Origin of the sequence: Sphingobacterium sp. SRCM116780 (assembly GCF_021442025.1) — a bacterium.
Taxonomy (GTDB): Bacteria; Bacteroidota; Bacteroidia; order Sphingobacteriales; family Sphingobacteriaceae; genus Sphingobacterium.
This window is the reverse complement of the sequence record NZ_CP090446.1, coordinates 2942885-2962453: the sequence shown is the minus strand read 5'-3', so window position 1 is coordinate 2962453 and position 19569 is coordinate 2942885. Positions and strand designations below refer to the sequence as shown.

Sequence of the window (19569 nt, the reverse complement as noted above, 5' to 3'; positions counted from 1 at the left end):
ATCATTGAAACAATCTAGTCTTTTTTACTATCTACAGCGGGTTTTGTATCGCGATTAGCGACATCCCAAGCGGTTTGGAAAATAAATTTTTCCCTCTTGACCATAATTGGGAAATCAATTTTATCAACCGTATCGTCTGGTGTATGGTAATCTGGGTGTAAACCTGAAAAATAGAAAATGGAAGGAATACCCTTGCTTGCAAAATTATAATGATCAGAGCGATAATAAAGACGCATAGGATCTTTAGGATCATCATACATAAAGTCTAGTTCCAATTGACTGGATTTTTCATTCGCCTCTTTGTTTATTGTGGATAATTCAGAACTTAATTTATCGGCACCAATCGAGTGGATATATTGATGATTACCATTTAAGTGCTTATTATCGATGCGACCTATCATGTCGATATTGATACAAGTAACGGTATTGTTGAGTGGAAAGATCGGATTCTCCGTATAGTATTTGGAACCCAATAGTCCCTTTTCTTCTGCAGCATATGTAATAAACAAGATGCTTCTTCGGGGACCATTACCCTCTGCCTTGGCTTGACTGAATGCTTTTGCTAGCTCCAAAACAGCTGTTGTACCAGAAGCATTGTCGTCTGCTCCTGGAAAGATTGTGCCATCGGCGTCTTTGCCGTCATGATCATAATGGCCACCGATCACAATAAGTTCATTTTTAAGATCGGTACCTTCCAAATAGCCCATCACATTAGGATCTGTAAATTGTTCCGCCATCAAGCCTAATTGGCTATTAAAAACAGTGTTAATGGTGAATGACTGTGGCTTCTGACTTCGATTTATTTTTGAAGTAATATTTGCTAAACTTGTTTTTCCTTGATTTAAAATGTAGTTAGCTACATGATCCGTAATATTAACAACAATAGGCATAGGGTTAGTTTCAGGAGCTGCTTGATCCTGAGCTAAGTTAAAGCGTCCTTCTGTCGCACGACCTCCTGCATTTTCCAGCCATTTGTCCAATTCTTCTGTGTACGCTAAAACTAATTTAGGATGGTGCTTCATGATCTCTTTGATTTTTTTATTCCTGACGGTAGACCATTCTGATAATTTAGTTGTTCCCGTAATGATTGATTTTCCATTCTCATCAACGGGTTCCTTATCATTTAATAAAAGAACAATTTTATCTTTTAGATCTAATCCCTTTATGTCCGAATATTTAGGGTCATCAATGCCATAACCAATAAAAATAATTTCTTTATCATCTATTGATTTTAATTCATTATTTCCTAATGCCAAGAGATCTTGTCCATTCACGAAGGGACGTCCAGCAATTGTGAAATTTTTGACTTGATAACTATTTTTCAATAAACTTACAGGTTGAAAGTATTTACCCCCCACAGGTGCTGTTAAACCTAATTTTTTATATTCATTAGCAATGTATTCAGTTGCCAGCCGTCCACCTTTCTGACCAGTACCACGTCCTTCAAAATCTACCGAAGCAAGTATCGTAAGATGTTTTCTTGTTGATTCTTCTGTAATAGCATTGGCATATTTAGCCGCAGGATTTTGTGCAACAGCACAGCTATATAAGGACGAGATAAAACAGATAACACTAAAGAATTTTTTCATACTTTTTTATATAAAACAAAAAAAACGGAGAAAAAGTATATACACACCTCTTCTCCGTCCCTTAAATTATGTTAAAAATTAACAATCACAGGCAATTTTATTCACTCGGTTTGCATGTCTACCACCATCAAAATCTGTTGAAACAAATGTTTTGACGATAGATTTTGCTAATTCCAAATCGATAAACCGAGCTGGAATACAAATGATGTTCGCATCATTATGTTGACGAGCTAAAGCAGCGATTTCTTCTAACCAAGCAATAGCGGCACGGATTCCTTGATGTTTGTTCGCAGTAATTGCAACACCGTTCGCACTACCGCAAATCAGTATACCTAGACTTGCTTTCTTGTCTTCTACTTCACTTGCAACTGGGTGTGCATAATCCGGATAATCCACAGAATCGCTATTATAGGGTCCGAAATCTTTTACTTCGTAACCTAATTCATTCAATAAAGCTATGATAGCTGTTTTGTATTCAAAACCTGCATGATCACTTCCTATTGCAATTGTTTTTAAAGTACTCATTATATATTATTTTTTTCTTGTGCTAATTTTGCTTTCTTAACATTCGCAGATACTAAGATACTGATTTCATACAAAATGAACATTGGAGTAGCTACCGTTAACATTGTAATGACATCGGCAGTAGGGGTGATGATGGCTGCAATAACTAAGATAATTACTGAGGCATATCTTCTACTCGCACGCATAAACTCTGGTGTCATGATTCCTATTTTAGATAAAATAAAGATTAATATCGGTAATAAGAATACAATACCACAACCTAAGGATAATGTTGCAATCGTGGAAAGATAAGAGTCAATGGTAATTTGATTGGTAATTTCGACACTTAATGAAATATTAGCTAGGAAGTTGACCGATAAAGGTACCACGACATAATATCCAAATAAAACACCTAATACGAAGAGTAAAGTAGCATAAAAAACAAAACCCTGAGCCGATCTACGCTCAATATCTGTTAAAGCAGGTTTTATAAAAAGCCAGATTTCAAACAAAATGTAAGGGAAACCTAATAATAAGGACATCAATAAACAGGAGTTAATCTGTAGCATGAACTGCCCTGCCAATTCGGTATTGATAATATTAAAAGGAATATGTTCGACACAGAACCCATCAAGATTAAATTTATTACCCACAATACACATCATTCTGTATGTCCAAAAATTAAGATTTTTGGGTCCCATAATAATTTCGTTGAAGACGAAATCGTAGAAAGTGAAGGATAAACCCGCAAAGATACAAATTGCAATGACTGAACGAACCAAGTGCCATCTTAATACCTCGAGATGGTCAAAGAAAGACATCTCTGCCTCTAAATTTTTTCCTTTATCTTTTATAGATTCTATTAAGCTTTTTCGTTCTGTTGTACTCATAAAAAATGTTTGTAAACAAAAATACCATTCTTATTGAAAAGAATGGTATTTTTTATCTATGTAAAGATAATTTTATTATGCAATATCCTCTGAAAGATCAAAAGTCTCCATAAATTTCGTGGTAAAGTTACCCGCTCTGAAGTTTGGATCACGCATTAGACGTAAATGAAGTGGAATTGTAGTTTTAATACCTTCAATAACAAATTCACTTAACGCTCTTTCCATGGTCGAAATTGCTTCCTCACGTGTTTGTGCAACACATATTAATTTTGCAATCATTGAATCATAGTTTGGAGGTATGGTATAGCCTGCATATACATGTGTATCTACACGTACGCCATGACCACCTGGTGAATGGAAATTCGTGATTTTTCCTGGTGATGGACGGAAATTTTGGAAAGGATCTTCCGCATTGATACGACATTCAATAGCATGCATGGTTGGTTCGTAGTTTTTACCAGAAATTGGGATACCAGCAGCCACTTTAATTTGTTCTTTAATTAAATCAAAATTAATGACTTCCTCGGTTACGGGATGTTCTACCTGGATACGTGTATTCATCTCCATAAAGTAGAAGTTGCGGTTTTTGTCAACCAGAAATTCGATTGTACCAGCACCTTCGTAATTTACCGCTTTAGCACCTTTAATCGCTGCTTCTCCCATCTTTTGACGCAATTCTGGTGTAATGAATGGAGAAGGAGCCTCTTCTAATAATTTTTGATGACGACGTTGTATCGAACAATCTCTTTCAGATAAATGACATACCGTGCCAAATTGATCACCCACGACTTGGATTTCAATGTGTCTAGGTTCTTCTACATATTTTTCCAGATACATACCATCATTACCAAAAGCAGCAGCAGATTCCTGACGAGCAGAATCCCAAGCCTGCTCAAATTCTTCATCTTTCCAAATGATACGCATACCTCTACCACCACCACCAGCAGTTGCTTTAATGATAACAGGATATCCGATTCCATTCGCCAGTTTAATACCTTCTTGAAAAGAAGTCAAAAGACCTTCAGAACCAGGTACCGTAGGCACACCCGCTTTTTTCATCGTGTCCTTTGCATGAGCTTTATCGCCCATTTTCTCTATCTGATCAGCAGTAGCACCAATAAATTTGATGCCGTATTCAGCACAAATAGCTGAAAATCTTGCATTTTCAGATAAGAAGCCATATCCAGGATGAATCGCATCTGCATTTGTTAACTCTGCAGCTGAGATAATATTTGGAATGTTTAAGTAAGAATCTTTACTCGCAGGAGGACCTATACAAACAGCTTCATCCGCAAAACGAACATGTAAACTATCTCTATCGGCTGTTGAATAAACAGCTACACTCTTAATACCCATTTCACGACATGTGCGAATGATACGTAAGGCGATTTCTCCTCTATTAGCTATTAATATTTTTTTAAACATTGTATTTTCTGTGAAGTTTTGGGTTATGAGTGCGCACTTTGTGCACGCTCATGTTGATCGGTAATAGAAATACTGACGATTGTTTATCTTGGATCTACCAAGAATAATGGTTGGTCGAACTCAACGGGTTGAGCATCTTCTACCAAGATTTTAACAATTTTACCTGAAACTTCAGATTCAATTTCATTGAATAATTTCATTGCTTCAATGATACACAATACCTTACCACTATTGATTTCGTCTCCAACATTTGCAAACATTGGTTTACCAGGTCCCGCCGAACGATAGAAAGTACCGATCATAGGAGACTTGATCGTAATAAAATTAGCCTCTTCAGAAACAACAATTGGTGCAGCTGCACTTGCTACTGGAGTTGCTGCAACAGGTTGAGGAGCAGCTGCTAATGGTGCCGCAGCAACAGGAGCTGAAGCGGTAACATATGTAGGCTCTTGATTTGTTTTTATTGTAATTTTGAAATCTTTTTCTTCGATTGCTACTTCATTCACACCTGATTTTGAAACGAATTTAATCAAGTCTTGAATTTGTTTAATGTCCATACCCATAGTTATGCAGGTTAAATATTTTAGTTTAAATTTAAAAATCTTTTTGAACAACTTCTAAAGTTACAAAATAAATTTTGTACTTAGTAAGCCCATTTTATGTAGATAGATCCCCAAGTAAAGCCACCACCAAAGGCAGCTAAAATCAGATTATCACCTTTTTTCAATTTGTTTTCCCATTCCCATAAACACAATGGAATAGTAGCACTTGTGGTATTACCGTATTTCTGAATATTGATCATAACCTTTTCTTCCGGTAATCCAGCACGTTCAGCTGTCGCATCGATAATACGTTTATTTGCTTGATGAGGAACTAGAAAAGCAATATCATCTGCGGTCAGATTATTTTTTTCCATAATCTCCGCTGCAACATTGGCCATATTCGTAACGGCAAATTTAAAGACAGTTTTACCCTCTTGATAAGCATAATGCATACCCGCATCTACAGTAGCGTGCGAAGCAGGGTTTAGTGAACCTCCACCTTTGATATTTAAATACTGACCACCAGAGCCATCCGTTCTCAATATACTATCTTGAATGCCCAATCCTTCTTCATTTGGCTCTAATAAAACAGCAGCACAGCCATCACCAAATAGGATACAGGTGTTACGGTCTTGATAGTTAACGACAGAAGACATTTTATCAGCACCTACAACAAGTACTTTTTTATGTTTTCCAGACTCAATAAACTGAACCCCAGTTGTTAATCCAAATAGAAATCCAGAACATGCTGCTTGCAAATCATATCCCCAAGCATTTGTTGCGCCTATTTTATAGGCTAAGATATTGGCTGTTGCAGGAAAAAGCATATCAGGCGTGCTTGTACAGAAAATGATCAATTCAATATCTGTAGCCGCTATACCTCTTTTTTCCAATAACTGTTGTACTGCAGGTACAGCTAAGTCTGAAGTTGCTTTACCTTCTCCTTTTAAGATTCTACGTTCTTTGATACCCGTACGAGAGACAATCCACTCGTCATTAGTATCAACCATCGTTTCTAGCTCTTTATTGGTGAGGATATAATCCGGAACATATCCACCAACTGCTGTAATAGCAGCATGAATTTTTGACATAAAATTTAATTAAAAGCAGATCTGATTTTGTCAATAAAATCTGACTGAATCATATCTCTAGATTGTAAAACCATATTTTTAATAGCCTGTGGAGTTGATATTCCATGACCTATTATAACAGGAGCATTTACTCCTAAAACAGGACTTCCTCCATATTGCTCGTAGTTGAATCGATCGAAGAATTCATCTTTGAATCCTTTTTTCAATGTCACTACGTAAAATGATTCTGCTAGTTTTAAAACAACGTTACCCGTGAAACCATCACAAACGTATACATCAGCAAGATCTGAAAACAGATCGCGACCTTCTATGTTTCCAATGAAGTTAATACGCTCGTTATTTTTTAAAAGGGGATAGGTGGTTGTGGTTAGGAGATTACCTTTTTCTTCTTCTTCACCGATGTTTAGTAAACCCACTTTCGGTAAAGTGATACCGTACATATGTTGCGAATACAAACTTCCCAAAATGGCAAACTGATTCAGCATTTCGGGTTTGCAATCTGCATTAGCACCGACATCAAGTAATAGCCCAAAACCTGATTTGAGTTTTGGAACAATTGTCGTAATAGCAGGTCTTAATACACCAGGCACTGTTTTTACACTGAAAACAGATCCAACAAGCATTGCACCAGTATTACCAGCGGAAGCAAAAGAATCTATTTCACCATTTTTTAGTAATTCAAAGCCTTTGGCAATACTAGAATTTGGTTTTTGTGTAATTGCTTTAGTAGGGTGTTCACCCATACTAATATTGTCAGGAGCATGCACATATTCAAAATCTAAAGGATTACCCCCAGCTTGTTCAATAAGTGATCTTGTCTCATCTTTATTACCAAAAAGAACAATCTTTTGATCGTTTGATAATATCTGTTGAGCTTCTATCGCTCCTAATATTGTTGCTTTAGGGGCGTAGTCGCCACCCAAAATGTCTAAACCAATCTTCATTCGTGATTATTTTTCAAGTCAATAATACGCAAAAAACATCCCAAATTAAAGTATAATTTTTTAATTATACTTGTTTTGGGATGTTTTATGTTCTGAAAGATCTAAGTTAGACAACAGCTGTATTTTCAATGATCAATTTACCGTTGTAGTATACATTTCCGTCTACTGTGTATGCACGGTGTGGTAAATGAACTGCACCAGTCTCTTTACAAATTGTTAAGCTAGGTTTGTCAGCTTTATAATGTGTTCTTCTTTTGTCTCTTCTTGATTTAGAAGTCTTACGCTTTGGATGTGCCATCTCGTATCTCTGTTTTAGTTATTTTTAATATTTCTTAATGCTGCCCAACGTGGGTCAATGTTTTCTTCTTTTGCTTGATTTTCCTTTTCATGCTCACTGGATAAGTGTGCTAACATCGCCGGATCACAAGTAATATCCATTCCTTGATCGCTACATTTAGCAAATAAAGGAACAGCTAAATTGATATATTCATATAACAATTCAGTAAGATCTAGTTCATGATCGCTTTTAGATAAGACCAATACTTCTTCTGTATTATCTGTCCAGTCCTCTTCAGTGAATTTGACCAATATGCGTTCTTTTACTGTAATTGGCGATAGAAATTCGCTTAAACAAACATCGCATGTCAATTGGATTTCACCAACAATTGTAAAATTCAAAATCAGCAAGTTTTCTTGCTTTTGCAATTCGATATTTGCGATCAGATTTCCATTCTTTACAATGGAATGCTCAAAACAATCAAAGAACTTTTTATCTATTTCAAATTCAAAATTGTGTTTTCCTGCATTTAGCCCCGAAAACGGTATTTTATATTGTTTTAGATGTTTCACAATCTTGCATTTGAGCCTGCAAAGGTATGTATAAATAAGTTAGAATTGAAATATATTTTAAAAAATATATTTCAATTATTTCTTAAATATGAGCCTTATAACAAGCTTTATTCATAATAATTTTTACCTAATTCTATTTTTTCTCTACCCGTTTCCATTCGCCAGCGATTGGTGTCCCGTAAAGAGTAAGCACAACCACAATATTCCTGCATGTAAAAACGTTCTTTTTTAGATATTTCTAACATACGGATAGCACCCCCTTTTTTTCTCCAATTGAACGTCCAATAATCCATTCCTTCATGACGAGAGGCAGCACGTAACCCACAATCATTGATTTGATCCATATTTTTCCATCTCGAAATTCCTAACGAACTAGAAATAACATCAAATCCATGTGCGGCAGCATATTCAGCTGTTTTTTCAAACCGCATATCAAAACACATCGTACAACGAATCCCTTTTTCGGGCTCATGTTCCATTCCTTTTGCTAACTCAAACCAATGATCAACATCATAGTCTGCATCAATAAAAGGGATATTGTGTTTTTCAGCAAAACGTATATTCTCCTCTTTACGTAAATCGTATTCTTTACGTGGATGAATATTAGGATTATAGAAATAGATGGTGAATTCGATATTCGAACTGATTAACGCTTCCATTACTTCTCCAGCACATGGTGCACAGCAAGAATGTAAAAGCAATTTCTTGCCTTCATTGGGTAATGTTAATTTTTCTCTGATGAACTCCTGCTCTTCCATTGCTATTAAACTAATAAAAGTTTGGCAATTTTACTCAAAAAGTACTGAATTTACAAATATTTGGATAATAGAATTCTTGATACAGAAGCGAATCTCTATTTTTTTATCTGTATATTGGATCATATTTGTAGATTTGTACATATATCAAATTAAAAATGAAATCACTAACAACATATATCACGCTTTTAATTTTTGTGCTTGTAACATGTTTAACTTCTTGTGTTAGAGAAGATGATGATCCAGAGCTGGCAAGGATTTCGATTTCAAGACTATACGTGTCTTTTTCAGAATTTCAATTGAATGAGGCACTGACTCCCTATAATAATATTGATATTATTGATCGTGCAGATTCTGCAACTTCTTTTGTACCCTCGTTATCCTATAATTCAGGGATAAAAGGTGGTTCAGGAATTCTTTTTAATCCGATTGCCAAATATGTTTTTCAAAGCAGTGCCAATGGTAGTGGTTCAATTCGAGATACCACAATTCAGGTGATGTCAATTAATGCCTTGACAGGTGCTCCAGCTAGCAAAGGTATGATTTCAAATGGACTTTTAAAAAATGTAAAAGGGTTAGCTTATCATTATAATAATGGTGCTGATAATCTTTATGTATCCAATATTGGAGAAGGAACCAATCCATCTTTTATCTATTTGTTTCAAAGTCCAGGAAATTTTAGAGGAAAAGCAATTCCTAAACAACGTATTGCTTTAGGTACACTTAAACCTTGGACGATGGCATTCAAAGGCCCTGAGGCAAATGCAGATTTATTGATGTCAGTAACAGAAGGAAAAAAAGGAATAGCAATTTTTGGAAATATTCTAAATAAAAATCCAGCAGTGGATTCGGTATTGAATGAACAATCTTTTCCTCCAAGAGCAGTATTGACAATTGCAGATCAAGGCGAAATAAGAGGCTTTAGTTACTCGGCGCGCCAAGATTTACTAGCAGTAGCTACCTATGTGACAACGAATGGAACTTCAGTCGGTAAAATTTTATTATATGAAGGAGCTTCGGCGTTATTATCCAGTTCAGCTGATCAAGCGATTTCACCAACCCGTATCATTTCAGGTGATTTAACAGGTTTAAAAAGACCACTTGATGTTGCAATTGATAATCGAGATGGGGCTAAATATTTGTATGTTGCTGATGCTGACACAAAGATTGTTTCCCGTTTTCTAATAACAGATAATGGCAATGTTGAACCAAATATTAAAAAACAATATGCGTTAACACCTGTTGCATTATCATTGGATGCAAGAGGTCCAAACGAACAATAAATTATTCCTCCAAGAGTTTGAAGAGTGTTTCTATTTCTTGTTTCTTGCTTGAACTTTCATTTTGTTCGTAAGCAGTGATTAGATTTCGTAACACTCTTTTTAGTATGGTGACATTATCGCAAGGTAGCATAAACTCCTTTGATAAGGGAAGGTTGAGTTGCTTTAGAAAAGAAATAACATCTGATTTTTGCATAACTTGACCCTTATTGAAAGCATTGATGTAAAACAATACCTCATTTTCTTGCTGATCATCATCCACATACGAAAGCATAAAATGTTTCGGAAGGTTAATGCCAAAAATAGGAATATCTAACTTTTGAGCGATAATCGTATAGATGCAAGAAAGTGTTAATGGATTCCCTTTTTTAGACTCTAGAACTCGCCCGATAAAGGAATTTTGAGGATTATGATAATCATTTGTATTCCCTGATAGACCAAACTTATTAAACAAGACGTAATTCATTAACGACACCTTCTCCAAAGGAGTCATTTCATAACGAAGTTCCAACCATATTTCACGTTTTAGATCCTCCATCGTAATGCGAATAAGATTGTTATCATAAGACGGATACTGGTAACTATTAATCACAAGTAAACCTTCTAGCAAATTATAAGAGTTACTCATTTTCCAAACTAATAATTCATTTTTAGTCTGTTCAAATTGTATGTTATGAATAATTTTTTCTAACCGTTCCTGTATATTGGGATCAAAAGAAGATTCCCAATATTCTTCCAACGAGGGAATAATGTCAGGACCTAAGCTCAATAATTTATTTTCGATTTCTTCAAAAATTATTTGGTCAGGGTCATCCAATAACGTTATTAAAGCCTGTAATTCTTTTTCATCCATATACAAATTTAATAAAAATCCCTGCTTAATGCCAAATTTGACATCTGCAGGGAGTTATTTCGGTTATATTGGTTTGTGAAATTACTTCAATTGACCATCAAGCATGTGAATAGTTCTTTTTCCATAAGTGGCATTTTTTTCAGAGTGTGTTACCTGAATGATCGTGACACCATCTGCATTGAGCTGTTGGAATAATTCCATGATTTCTTCACCCTGTTTAGAATTTAGATTTCCAGTTGGTTCATCTGCCAATAGGAGGGATGGAGAACCAGCCAAAGCTCTAGCAATTCCAACAATCTGTTGTTGACCACCTGATAATTGAGCAGGAAAAAGATCTTTTTTACCAACAATATTAAAACGATCCAATAGATCACTGACGATCGATTTACGTTCAGAAGAAGATTTGTTTTTATAGATTAGCGGTGTTTCGATGTTTTCATATACCGTCATCTCGTCGAGCAAATGGTAGGATTGAAACACATACCCCATATGCGATTGGAAAAGTTGCGTTCTTTTCTTTTGCTTTAAATCCAATACATTTTCTCCCATAAATAGATACTCTCCCTCGTCAGGTTCATCCAACATACCAATGATATTTAAAAGCGTTGATTTTCCAGATCCAGAAGGTCCCATAATGGAAATGAAGTCACCTTCATCAATAGTTAAACTAACATCCTTCAATACGAATGAACGTGCAGCTCCGACATTATACCATTTAAATAAATGTTTTAATTGTATCATATGATGTATTTTTTATCTCTTTTTATTTAATAATTTTTATGTATTACGAATCCATCATTTGTAATCAGTTTTTCTACCGCTCTTGCGAAGTATACTATTGAATGATGAAGTTACTTTAACCTTATGATTAATCAAATCACAATTTTATATGCTCTTGCGCTCTATGATCATTCATCCCTTAAATTATCTATTGGATTAGCTTTTGCAGCTTGAATAGTTTGAAAACTAATTGAAATCACGATAATGATAAAAACAATCAAAAAGGCAAATAAGAAATGTGCCCATTGTATTTCGACACGATATGCAAAATGTTCTAACCACCTGTTCAAGAGTAAGTAGGCTAGGGGAGTCGAAACCAAGCTTGCTACTATAAATAATTTGAAAAAAGGTTTGTTCAGTTGGAAGAATATGGTTTGCACAGAGGCCCCCAAAACTTTACGGACACTCATTTCTTTTTTACGGATAACAACTAGATAAGCCGACATACTAAATAATCCAAGAGCAGCAATAATAACAGATAAAATGGTAAAGCTATTGAAGACTTTCTGTAATTCTTGCTGTTTCTGATGCAATAACGCGTATTGCTGATCCATAAAAGAATAGTCCAAAGGAAGTGATTGTGCGAAAGAATTTTTTTGCCATTCCTTTTGAACGGTCTCGATAACTTGATCTACTTTTCCTTTTGCAATTTTCACCATTAATGTTGTTTGAGGACGTATAGGTCCACATTCATTTTTGTAGGAATAGATAGTTGGAGACACTGCATTTTCAAAACCATAGGCCTTACTATCTTTTATTACGGCTATAATTTCAAAACTTACGCCGCACCCTGCGAGTTTTGTACCAATAGGTTGACTTAGGTTTAAGGTTTTTGCTGTTGACTCGTTGATGACCGCATAATGTGACAGAGAGTCTTTGAGTAATTGATCAATCGAGATCCGATTGTCTCCTTGTAAAGTCGGAATATCTAAGGTTTTAAAATATCCTTTGTCAATACCAATATGTTCCAAATTAAATTGCTTCTGACTGTAAGTAAATTGTTTTTGTGACGGGATTTCTCCCTCTCCAGGGATATTGGTAGCCGAGGCAACAGAAAGAATATTTGGCTCATTTTCTAAGCGCTGTTTGAGATTTTGATAGGAACCCTTTAAAGTTCCATCATAATACATTCCTATTCCTTTAAAGCTAATGACCTGACTAGGTTCAAATCCCTTATCTGTAGTCTGCATATAACGAATTTGTCCATGTATAACGAACATTCCACTGATAAATAAAAGTGCTATACTGATCTGAAAAACTAAGAGACCATTTCCAAAGGAATTTTTTTTACGTGTAGGCGTTAAGCCCCCTTTTAGTAAATTGATCGATTTAAATCCTGAAAGAATAATGGCAGGATAAATACCCGATAAGATTGTTGTCGCGATAACTCCAATAAAAAGCTGTAATACAGTTGCTGTGCTCAGGATGTACTGTTTGAGGTCATCGTTGAACCATTTCTGTAATATATTCCCTGTAATGGATAATGTCATTAAGCTCAATAATGCAGCAATCAAAGTCAAGACAAAAACTTCTAAAAGGAGCTGGCGTATAATGGACCAACGTGAACTACCCAGTATTCTTTTTAATGCTAATTCTTTAATCCGTTGGTCAGCTTGAGCCATCATCATATTGGCGAAATTAGCAGATGCCAATACAAGAATTAAGATAGATATGATACCTACTATCCATATCATTAAATAAGGTGTGTTGCTTCCCGATTTTGGTCTTAAATGCAGATTAGCTAAAGGATCCAAATAAATTTTTCCCTTAGCCAAGCTCGAGGATTGAATTTGACCTTGAGAAGCAATTTTATCACGATACAACGTATTTATCTTTTGAGACAATTGATCGATGTCTGTGCCAACTTTAACTTGAATATAAGTTTGATATAAAAAAGGACTTCCAGTAGCAAATAAGTCTTGTGGTTCTTTGATAAAAAGTAAATCATAGTCAATTAAGGAAAGATTTCGAGGTTTACTGATACCATATATATTTTCTTGTTGTCCTAGCTGAAGGCTCATAGCAGGAACCGATTTTGGGCTATCAAAATTTAAATCTGATTTTTTAAATAATTTTTCAGCTAGATGACCTTTTACTAATGTGGCTTCATTTTGCTCCTTATTTTTATAAAGAGCACCCGTTTTGCTTTCCACTTGGAAGATGTGAGCTGCAGAAGAGTCGATCATTGCCGCATTTTTGACGTAGACTGTCTGTTCGCCAAACAAAGGATAAGCACCAAAATTATAGTTGACTTTTCTTCCTGCAGTCTCTATTTCCGGTAAACTTTCCTTCAGTAATGGAGCTAAGGTTGCTGGAGTTTCATTTGTAAATACGCCTTCATTTTGAAAACCTATTTGATAGATACGATCAAAATTAGCATTCCATTTATCATAACTTGTTTCACGATTAATATATTGATAGGATAGAATAAAACCTGAAAAACCTAACATCAGACCCAATATATTCAACAATGAAAAAATCTTATTTTTCCATAGACTTCGCCAAGCAATTTTGATATCTGTTTGAAACATAAGCTGTCCAGTTCTACGCTGTTTATAAATTTATATGAGATATATTTTATCCTTCTATTTGAGTATACAATCGCTTTGCCATGTTGTTATTTTGTTGTTATTCAGTTGTTTGATTTCCTTTTCGGATTTTAAACTGTTCGTTATTGAACAGTTTTCGTTCACAACCGTACAACTGGAAATCACTCATTTCGTAGACTATCTACTGGATTCGATCGTATGGCTTTTAATGTTTGGAAACTGATTGTTCCTAAAGCAATCAGAATAGCAAAACATCCAGCGACAGCAAAATACAGCCAGCCGATATCAATTCGATAATTAAAATCTGCTAGCCATTGATTCATTGCCCACCAAGCGATTGGTGTGGCAATGACAATGGCGGCAAACACCAGTTTCATGAAATCACCTGATAATAATTTTAACAAGCGTATATTACTTGCGCCAAGAACCTTTCTGACGCCAATTTCTTTGGTACGTTGTTCTGTGATATAAGTAGCCAAGCCAAATAATCCGAGAGAAGCGATACAAATAGCGACCACAGCAAAACAGATGAAAATATTTTTTGTTCGTTCCACATCTCGATATAAGGCTTCAAATCCTTCATCCAGAAAGCTGTAGTTGATTTTTTGATTTGGGGCAAACTGATTCCAGACTTTTGTAATCGCTGCCAATGTTTGATCCATCTTTTGCGGTTTTACCTTAATAACCATCAAAGAAGGACTATTTTGTAATGTCAAGCCAAGAGGGGCTATTCCTTCACCTTTTAAAGATTCGAAAATAAAATCATCTACTACACCTAAGATTGTCCAAGTCTGACCATTGGTGATTTTTGTACCAATAGGATTCGTAATGCCTAATTCTTTCAGCATCTGTTTGTTTACAATGATGCCCGAACTATCCGATGCCAGTTGAGGATTGAAATTACGTCCGTCCACCAATTGAAGTTCGAAGATTGAAATGTAATCTTGATCAACGTTCCACAATTGCCCTTGTATTGCGAGATCCATTTCTCTTCTTCCATCTAACCAAAAAGGGTTGCCATTTCTTTTGGCACCATCGATTGGTACCGGAAGATAATCGCCGATGGAAACGTTACTGACTGAAGGAATATTTTTAAGTTCATTTTTGAAGAGCGTCAGCTGATTGGGAATTGCGCTCAATCCCCGCAGTACGATTATTTGATCTTTGCTGAATCCCAAATCTTTATTTAAGATATATTGAATTTGTTGGTTACTGATCAATGCACCAATAATCAGGGTAATGGAAGTTGCAAATTGAAAAATAACCAAACCATTACGTAGAAAAGAACTACGTGGATTGCCAGCCGATTTATTCTTTAGAGCAGATATGGGTTTGAAACTCGATAGATAAAGTGCTGGATACAGACCTGCTATAATACCGATGATAAAGGTGGCAAAAATTAAGAAGGGAATAAAATACCACGTCAACCAAGGTATTTCAACGGATTGATTGATGATGTTATTAAACAAAGGGAGTAATAATGAAGCTAAGAATAAACCAATAAATAAGGACAGAAAACTATAACTTAGTGCTTCGCACATAAACTGGCTAATTAAGCTTTTTCGGTTAGATCCAATGGTTTTGCGAATACCAATTTCCTTAGCCCTTGTTGTTGCATTGGCTGTAGATAAATTAATAAAATTAATACAGGCAATCAGTAGGATAAAAAGTGCTATCGCTGCAAATGTCCATACCATACGGATATCTCCACGATTCAAGGTTGAAATTTTATCGTCTTCGATGTCAGATGAATGCAGATGAATGTCTAGTGCATTTTGAAGCGTGATCTTAATTTGATGAACAATGGGATTAACTTTTCGTCCTGCTTTAATGAGTTCTCGAATATAATGTCCCGTGATATAATTTTTGATAATTTCCTGTTCTGCAAGCTTTACATTTGCTCCTGCTTTCAATTTAACATAGATTGTGTAATTATTGCTGGTCCATTTAATTTGTTCGCCTGGATAAAATGGTTCTCCTGCTAGTGACATAAAGAAATCATAACCATATAAAGTAGAATTGCTGGAGATATCCTCAATGACTCCCGTAATAGTATAAGCTTTTGATTTATTGTTATTCAAATAAATCTGTTGTCCAATTGGATTTCCTTTAAAGTATTTAGTCGCTTTACTTTTTGTTAAAACTAAGGTGTTCGGTTTGTCCAACGCATGTTCCAATTGACCATATAACATGGGTGAAGGAAACATGTCCAATATAGATTGGTCGATATATACAAACCCTTCATCATAATGATTGTCTGGTGTCTGGTTAATGGAAAATTGATTACTTCCAGCGCCGAATAAAGGATTGGGAAGCATACGACCTGAAGTTTCGATTGCTGGAATTTCTTCTTTTAATGTTGACGCTCCAGGAGCAGAAAGAGATACCCAACGATTTATTTTATTACCTTCCGGTGCTTGAACAATTAAGCGATAAACCCTATCCATTGATGGATAGAACTTATTATAGCTTGTTTGATGTTTGATATACAACACAATTAAAATACAGATGGATATGCTAAATGCAAACCCACCGATTTTGATACTGGAATATAATTTATTCTTTGTAATATTCCGCCAAGCGATTTTAAGATTATTTCTGATCATATCAATTGCTTTAGTTTGAAGGCCTCTCCTTAATCGCTGAAACAACGAGTCATACCTCATAAGGCAATTGCATTGCCAAATTTTTATTTTATTAATTATCAGGACATTACAGTCTATTTTGATAAAATATTTTTGTACGATATCGAACGTAAACTGTTCGATATCGTACAAACCCTTTATAAGAAGATTATGCTATTATTCATTTGGTTAGGATAAGTATATAACTTTGTGTTGGGGCGGCTCAACCAAGATTGATTCTTCATTAAAAATAGCATTAATTTCCTCATCCGATTTATTGATAAGCTCAAAATCATCCTGTTTTACTTTCACAAACAGTTTCACTCTCCTTGAACTGAATGTGAAAAGCATAGCTATCCCAGGTTTTGTGGAATAGATTATAAGTTACCACAGGATTGAGATATTGATAATCTGCACCTATGGTAACTTATAATCTATACGTTAAAAACCTAATCGATGTTCATGCAAAAGTCCGCATTATTCATCTCTTAACTTTTCAATCGGATTGAATCGGGTCGCACGATAGATAATTCCTATAATCAAGGTGCCAAGTAATAAAGCCAAAAAGCTTAACGGCAGTAAATAGGTTAGTATCTCTATATGAATGCGGCTTATATAATTTTGTAACCAAATATTCATCAGTAAGTAACTTGTCGGTATAGTCACAATTAAGGCTAGAACAAAAATTAAATAAAACTCTTTTGAAAACAATAAGATTAAATTTAATAAGGAGGCACCAAGAACTTTACGGATGCCAACTTCTTTGTTCCTCAAATTTATCGACAGTGTAATTAAGCCGATTATACCCAATGATACAATCAATAAAGATGCGATTGTTGCGACTTGCGATGCACGTTGTAACTGAAGTTCCGTCTCATACAGTTTTCGAATACGTTCATCCATAAATTGATATTGAAAAGGTGCATCAGGAAGCAGTTCTTTCCATTTTTTTTCCAACGCTTGTATAGAAGTAGCTACAGAACCTGCTTTCAGTCGAATACTTAGATATCGAAATTGATTACTTTTGGACACATCCATCCAAACAATTGGTGGAGACTCAGTATGCATGGAATTTGCTACAAAATCTGCTGTTATACCAGCAATGGTAACTAAACTATCTACTCCTTTTAAAGTAATGATTTGTCCAATGGCTTCATCGGGATGTTGAAATCCTAAGGAAAGCATCGCTTTTTTATTTAATACAACGTAAAAGTTATTGACCTGATCAACGGCATTTTGATAAAAAAAATGACCAGCTAGTAATGGAATTTGATACGTTTTGGCAAAATAGGCGTCCGATGTAATGGTTTGCGCAGTTACCTCTTTGTTGGCCTTACTATTGATGATAGACACATTATAGTTTCCCAGTAGACCAGGAGTCTCATAAGAAAGGCTTAAGGATTCAATCTCAGGAAGCTGTTGAAGCTCATTTCTAAAAGTCTTCATCTTCTTAAGACCCTGTTCACTCCAATCCCGTGGCACCTGTATGGTCAGCAGGGATTCTTTATTGTAGCCTAGATTTCCATCGATAAATAAATTGATTTGTTTAGATATAATGATGGTTGCCATTAAGATAATGATGGCAACGGCAAATTGCAAGAATAACAAGACCCTACGAACAACTTGTTTGCTGCTATTTTGTGTAAATTTATTTTTTACAGACTCCAAAACACCATTACTAGACAACTTAACTGCTGGATAAATTCCTGCGAGAAGACCAACTGCACACGCGAATAGAAATAACAGAATAAAAAAAACAAATGGGAGCGTTGTTAATGCTGGTAATTTACGCATGAAGATTTCTTCAAACAAAGGACGTAGTGATACATATAGAGGAAGACTGACGACAACAGCAATAATCATGGTAATGATATACTCGGCGAGTAATTGTGAGATGAGCTGCGAATGAGAAGAACCCATCACTTTTCGGATACCAATTTCTTTTAAACGTGTGATATTTTGACTGATGGAAATATTGATGAAATTGATGATAGCCATGAACAAAACAAACCCCCCAATCCATAATAACGTGGAAATCATTTTACGTATGGCTCCATTGTTATCATCTAAAAAATAGGTTTTTAAAGGTTTTAAATCTGGAGCATAGTTTGCTGAAAATTCTTGATCCGTATTACGCTTTACTAGATCTTGGATGGGACCTTGCAATTGATCTGCTGTAACACCTTTTTGCAGTTCAATAAAGGAAGCAATATAAGGATTGTTCCAGTTGTCAATAGAGCGTCCAAAATACGATTCGCTTGCTATAGGCAAGAATACATCACAGTGCATAGCCTCGTTTAAATGCATTACGGAGTTCTGAGTATTGGACTTGATTACGCCCGTGATGGTGAAAGGATGTTTTTCACCTGTGAAATTTTTTATTTCTAAAGTTTGTCCCAAAACATCCACTTTTCCAAAATATTTTTTAGCAGCGTTTTCTGTTAATACAACGGTAAAAGGTGTTGTTAATGCTGTAGATGCATCTCCTTCAAGTAAAGAAAAACCAAACATGTTTAGAAATGTCGGATCACCAAGACCCACACCTTCTTCAAATGTTTTTTGACCATTGGACAGGATACAAGTCAATCCATCGGTGCGATAATAGTTGGCAACTAAATTTGGATATTCTTCTTTTAAAGCCTTAGGTAGGGCACCCAAACTAGTTAAAGCTAAACCAAAGCCCTCTTTTTTATAGCTACTCTGTAATAAATATTGTTGATCTTTATTCCTTAATTGGCTATTCACCTGATACACATCCCATATATAAGCGGCAACTAACATGACGAAAGTAACACTACAAACTAACCCTAATAGATTGATTATACTTTGATATTTTCGTTTTGCAATATTCCGCCAAGCGGTTTTGATATAATTTTTGATCATTGTCAAACTGT

Annotated in this window: 16 protein-coding genes; 1 reads left to right on the top strand and 15 read right to left on the bottom strand. The window is 35.3% G+C overall.

Annotated elements, in window-relative coordinates; genetic code table 11:
* Nucleotides 1-14: 14 nt before the first annotated feature.
* From LZQ00_RS12745 to LZQ00_RS12700, 10 genes are all read right to left on the bottom strand, one after another.
* A complete protein-coding gene (locus LZQ00_RS12745) occupies nt 15-1589 on the bottom strand; it encodes a M28 family peptidase (RefSeq protein WP_234509665.1) in 1575 nt (524 codons plus the stop codon).
* A 78-nt stretch (nt 1590-1667) separates the two neighbouring features.
* Entirely contained in the window at nt 1668-2114 is a 447-nt protein-coding gene (gene rpiB, locus LZQ00_RS12740; RefSeq protein WP_234509664.1) for a ribose 5-phosphate isomerase B, read from the bottom strand.
* Nucleotides 2114-2983 carry a twin-arginine translocase subunit TatC gene (tatC, locus tag LZQ00_RS12735; protein WP_234509663.1) on the bottom strand — a complete coding sequence of 290 codons (870 nt, stop codon included), beginning with the start codon at nt 2981-2983 and terminating at the stop codon, nt 2114-2116. The genes rpiB and tatC overlap by 1 nt, the downstream gene beginning before the upstream one ends.
* A 75-nt stretch (nt 2984-3058) precedes the next feature.
* Entirely contained in the window at nt 3059-4408 is a 1350-nt protein-coding gene (gene accC / locus LZQ00_RS12730) for an acetyl-CoA carboxylase biotin carboxylase subunit (protein WP_234509662.1), read from the bottom strand.
* A gap of 83 nt (nt 4409-4491) precedes the next feature.
* On the bottom strand, nt 4492-4971 hold the full coding sequence (gene accB / locus LZQ00_RS12725) for an acetyl-CoA carboxylase biotin carboxyl carrier protein (RefSeq protein ID WP_234509661.1): 480 nt from the start codon (nt 4969-4971) through the stop codon (nt 4492-4494).
* Nucleotides 4972-5051: 80 nt separating this feature from the next.
* Nucleotides 5052-6041, bottom strand: coding sequence for a beta-ketoacyl-ACP synthase III (locus LZQ00_RS12720; protein ID WP_234509660.1), 990 nt, complete (start codon nt 6039-6041; stop codon nt 5052-5054).
* A 5-nt stretch (nt 6042-6046) separates the two neighbouring features.
* On the bottom strand, nt 6047-6985 hold the full coding sequence (plsX, locus tag LZQ00_RS12715) for a phosphate acyltransferase PlsX (RefSeq protein ID WP_234509659.1): 939 nt from the start codon (nt 6983-6985) through the stop codon (nt 6047-6049).
* 106 nt (nt 6986-7091) lie between these two features.
* Nucleotides 7092-7283, bottom strand: coding sequence for a 50S ribosomal protein L32 (gene rpmF / locus LZQ00_RS12710; protein WP_234509658.1), 192 nt, complete (start codon nt 7281-7283; stop codon nt 7092-7094).
* A 14-nt stretch (nt 7284-7297) separates the two neighbouring features.
* A complete protein-coding gene (locus LZQ00_RS12705; protein ID WP_234509657.1) occupies nt 7298-7834 on the bottom strand; it encodes a YceD family protein in 537 nt (178 codons plus the stop codon).
* A 107-nt stretch (nt 7835-7941) separates the two neighbouring features.
* Entirely contained in the window at nt 7942-8592 is a 651-nt protein-coding gene (locus LZQ00_RS12700; protein WP_234509656.1) for an epoxyqueuosine reductase QueH, read from the bottom strand.
* 155 nt (nt 8593-8747) lie between these two features.
* Here LZQ00_RS12700 and LZQ00_RS12695 point away from each other — a divergent pair, with 155 nt between their 5' ends.
* Nucleotides 8748-9872, top strand: a complete 1125-nt coding sequence (locus LZQ00_RS12695; RefSeq protein WP_234509655.1) for a hypothetical protein — start codon at nt 8748-8750, stop codon at nt 9870-9872.
* A 1-nt stretch (nt 9873) separates the two neighbouring features.
* Here LZQ00_RS12695 and LZQ00_RS12690 read toward each other — a convergent pair whose 3' ends face one another.
* From LZQ00_RS12690 to LZQ00_RS12670, 5 genes are all read right to left on the bottom strand, one after another.
* Nucleotides 9874-10722, bottom strand: coding sequence for a transglutaminase-like domain-containing protein (locus LZQ00_RS12690; protein WP_234509654.1), 849 nt, complete (start codon nt 10720-10722; stop codon nt 9874-9876).
* An 81-nt stretch (nt 10723-10803) separates the two neighbouring features.
* A complete protein-coding gene (locus tag LZQ00_RS12685; RefSeq protein WP_234509653.1) occupies nt 10804-11463 on the bottom strand; it encodes an ABC transporter ATP-binding protein in 660 nt (219 codons plus the stop codon).
* A 167-nt stretch (nt 11464-11630) separates the two neighbouring features.
* The gene (locus LZQ00_RS12680; RefSeq protein WP_234509652.1) at nt 11631-14033 is read right to left on the bottom strand and encodes an ABC transporter permease; all 2403 of its coding nucleotides are present in this window, start codon (nt 14031-14033) and stop codon (nt 11631-11633) included.
* 179 nt (nt 14034-14212) lie between these two features.
* Nucleotides 14213-16657, bottom strand: a complete 2445-nt coding sequence (locus LZQ00_RS12675; RefSeq protein WP_234509651.1) for an ABC transporter permease — start codon at nt 16655-16657, stop codon at nt 14213-14215.
* Nucleotides 16658-17152: 495 nt separating this feature from the next.
* Nucleotides 17153-19558 carry an ABC transporter permease gene (locus LZQ00_RS12670; protein ID WP_234509650.1) on the bottom strand — a complete coding sequence of 802 codons (2406 nt, stop codon included), beginning with the start codon at nt 19556-19558 and terminating at the stop codon, nt 17153-17155.
* Between the last annotated feature and the right edge of the window lie 11 nt (nt 19559-19569).

Bases quoted from the DNA above. Each gene is read 5' to 3' on its own strand.
- LZQ00_RS12685 (WP_234509653.1), bottom strand. From the start codon at position 11,463: ATGATACAATTAAAACATTTATTTAAATGGTATAATGTCGGAGCTGCA.
- LZQ00_RS12690 (WP_234509654.1), bottom strand. From the start codon at position 10,722: ATGGATGAAAAAGAATTACAGGCTTTAATAACGTTATTGGATGACCCT.
- LZQ00_RS12700 (WP_234509656.1), bottom strand. From the start codon at position 8,592: ATGGAAGAGCAGGAGTTCATCAGAGAAAAATTAACATTACCCAATGAA.
- LZQ00_RS12720 (WP_234509660.1), bottom strand. From the start codon at position 6,041: ATGTCAAAAATTCATGCTGCTATTACAGCAGTTGGTGGATATGTTCCG.
- LZQ00_RS12745 (WP_234509665.1), bottom strand. From the start codon at position 1,589: ATGAAAAAATTCTTTAGTGTTATCTGTTTTATCTCGTCCTTATATAGC.
- LZQ00_RS12675 (WP_234509651.1), bottom strand. From the start codon at position 16,657: ATGATCAGAAATAATCTTAAAATCGCTTGGCGGAATATTACAAAGAAT.
- rpiB (WP_234509664.1), bottom strand. From the start codon at position 2,114: ATGAGTACTTTAAAAACAATTGCAATAGGAAGTGATCATGCAGGTTTT.
- LZQ00_RS12695 (WP_234509655.1), top strand. From the start codon at position 8,748: ATGAAATCACTAACAACATATATCACGCTTTTAATTTTTGTGCTTGTA.
- rpmF (WP_234509658.1), bottom strand. From the start codon at position 7,283: ATGGCACATCCAAAGCGTAAGACTTCTAAATCAAGAAGAGACAAAAGA.
- accB (WP_234509661.1), bottom strand. From the start codon at position 4,971: ATGGGTATGGACATTAAACAAATTCAAGACTTGATTAAATTCGTTTCA.
- accC (WP_234509662.1), bottom strand. From the start codon at position 4,408: ATGTTTAAAAAAATATTAATAGCTAATAGAGGAGAAATCGCCTTACGT.
- LZQ00_RS12680 (WP_234509652.1), bottom strand. From the start codon at position 14,033: ATGTTTCAAACAGATATCAAAATTGCTTGGCGAAGTCTATGGAAAAAT.
- plsX (WP_234509659.1), bottom strand. From the start codon at position 6,985: ATGAAGATTGGTTTAGACATTTTGGGTGGCGACTACGCCCCTAAAGCA.
- LZQ00_RS12670 (WP_234509650.1), bottom strand. From the start codon at position 19,558: ATGATCAAAAATTATATCAAAACCGCTTGGCGGAATATTGCAAAACGA.
- tatC (WP_234509663.1), bottom strand. From the start codon at position 2,983: ATGAGTACAACAGAACGAAAAAGCTTAATAGAATCTATAAAAGATAAA.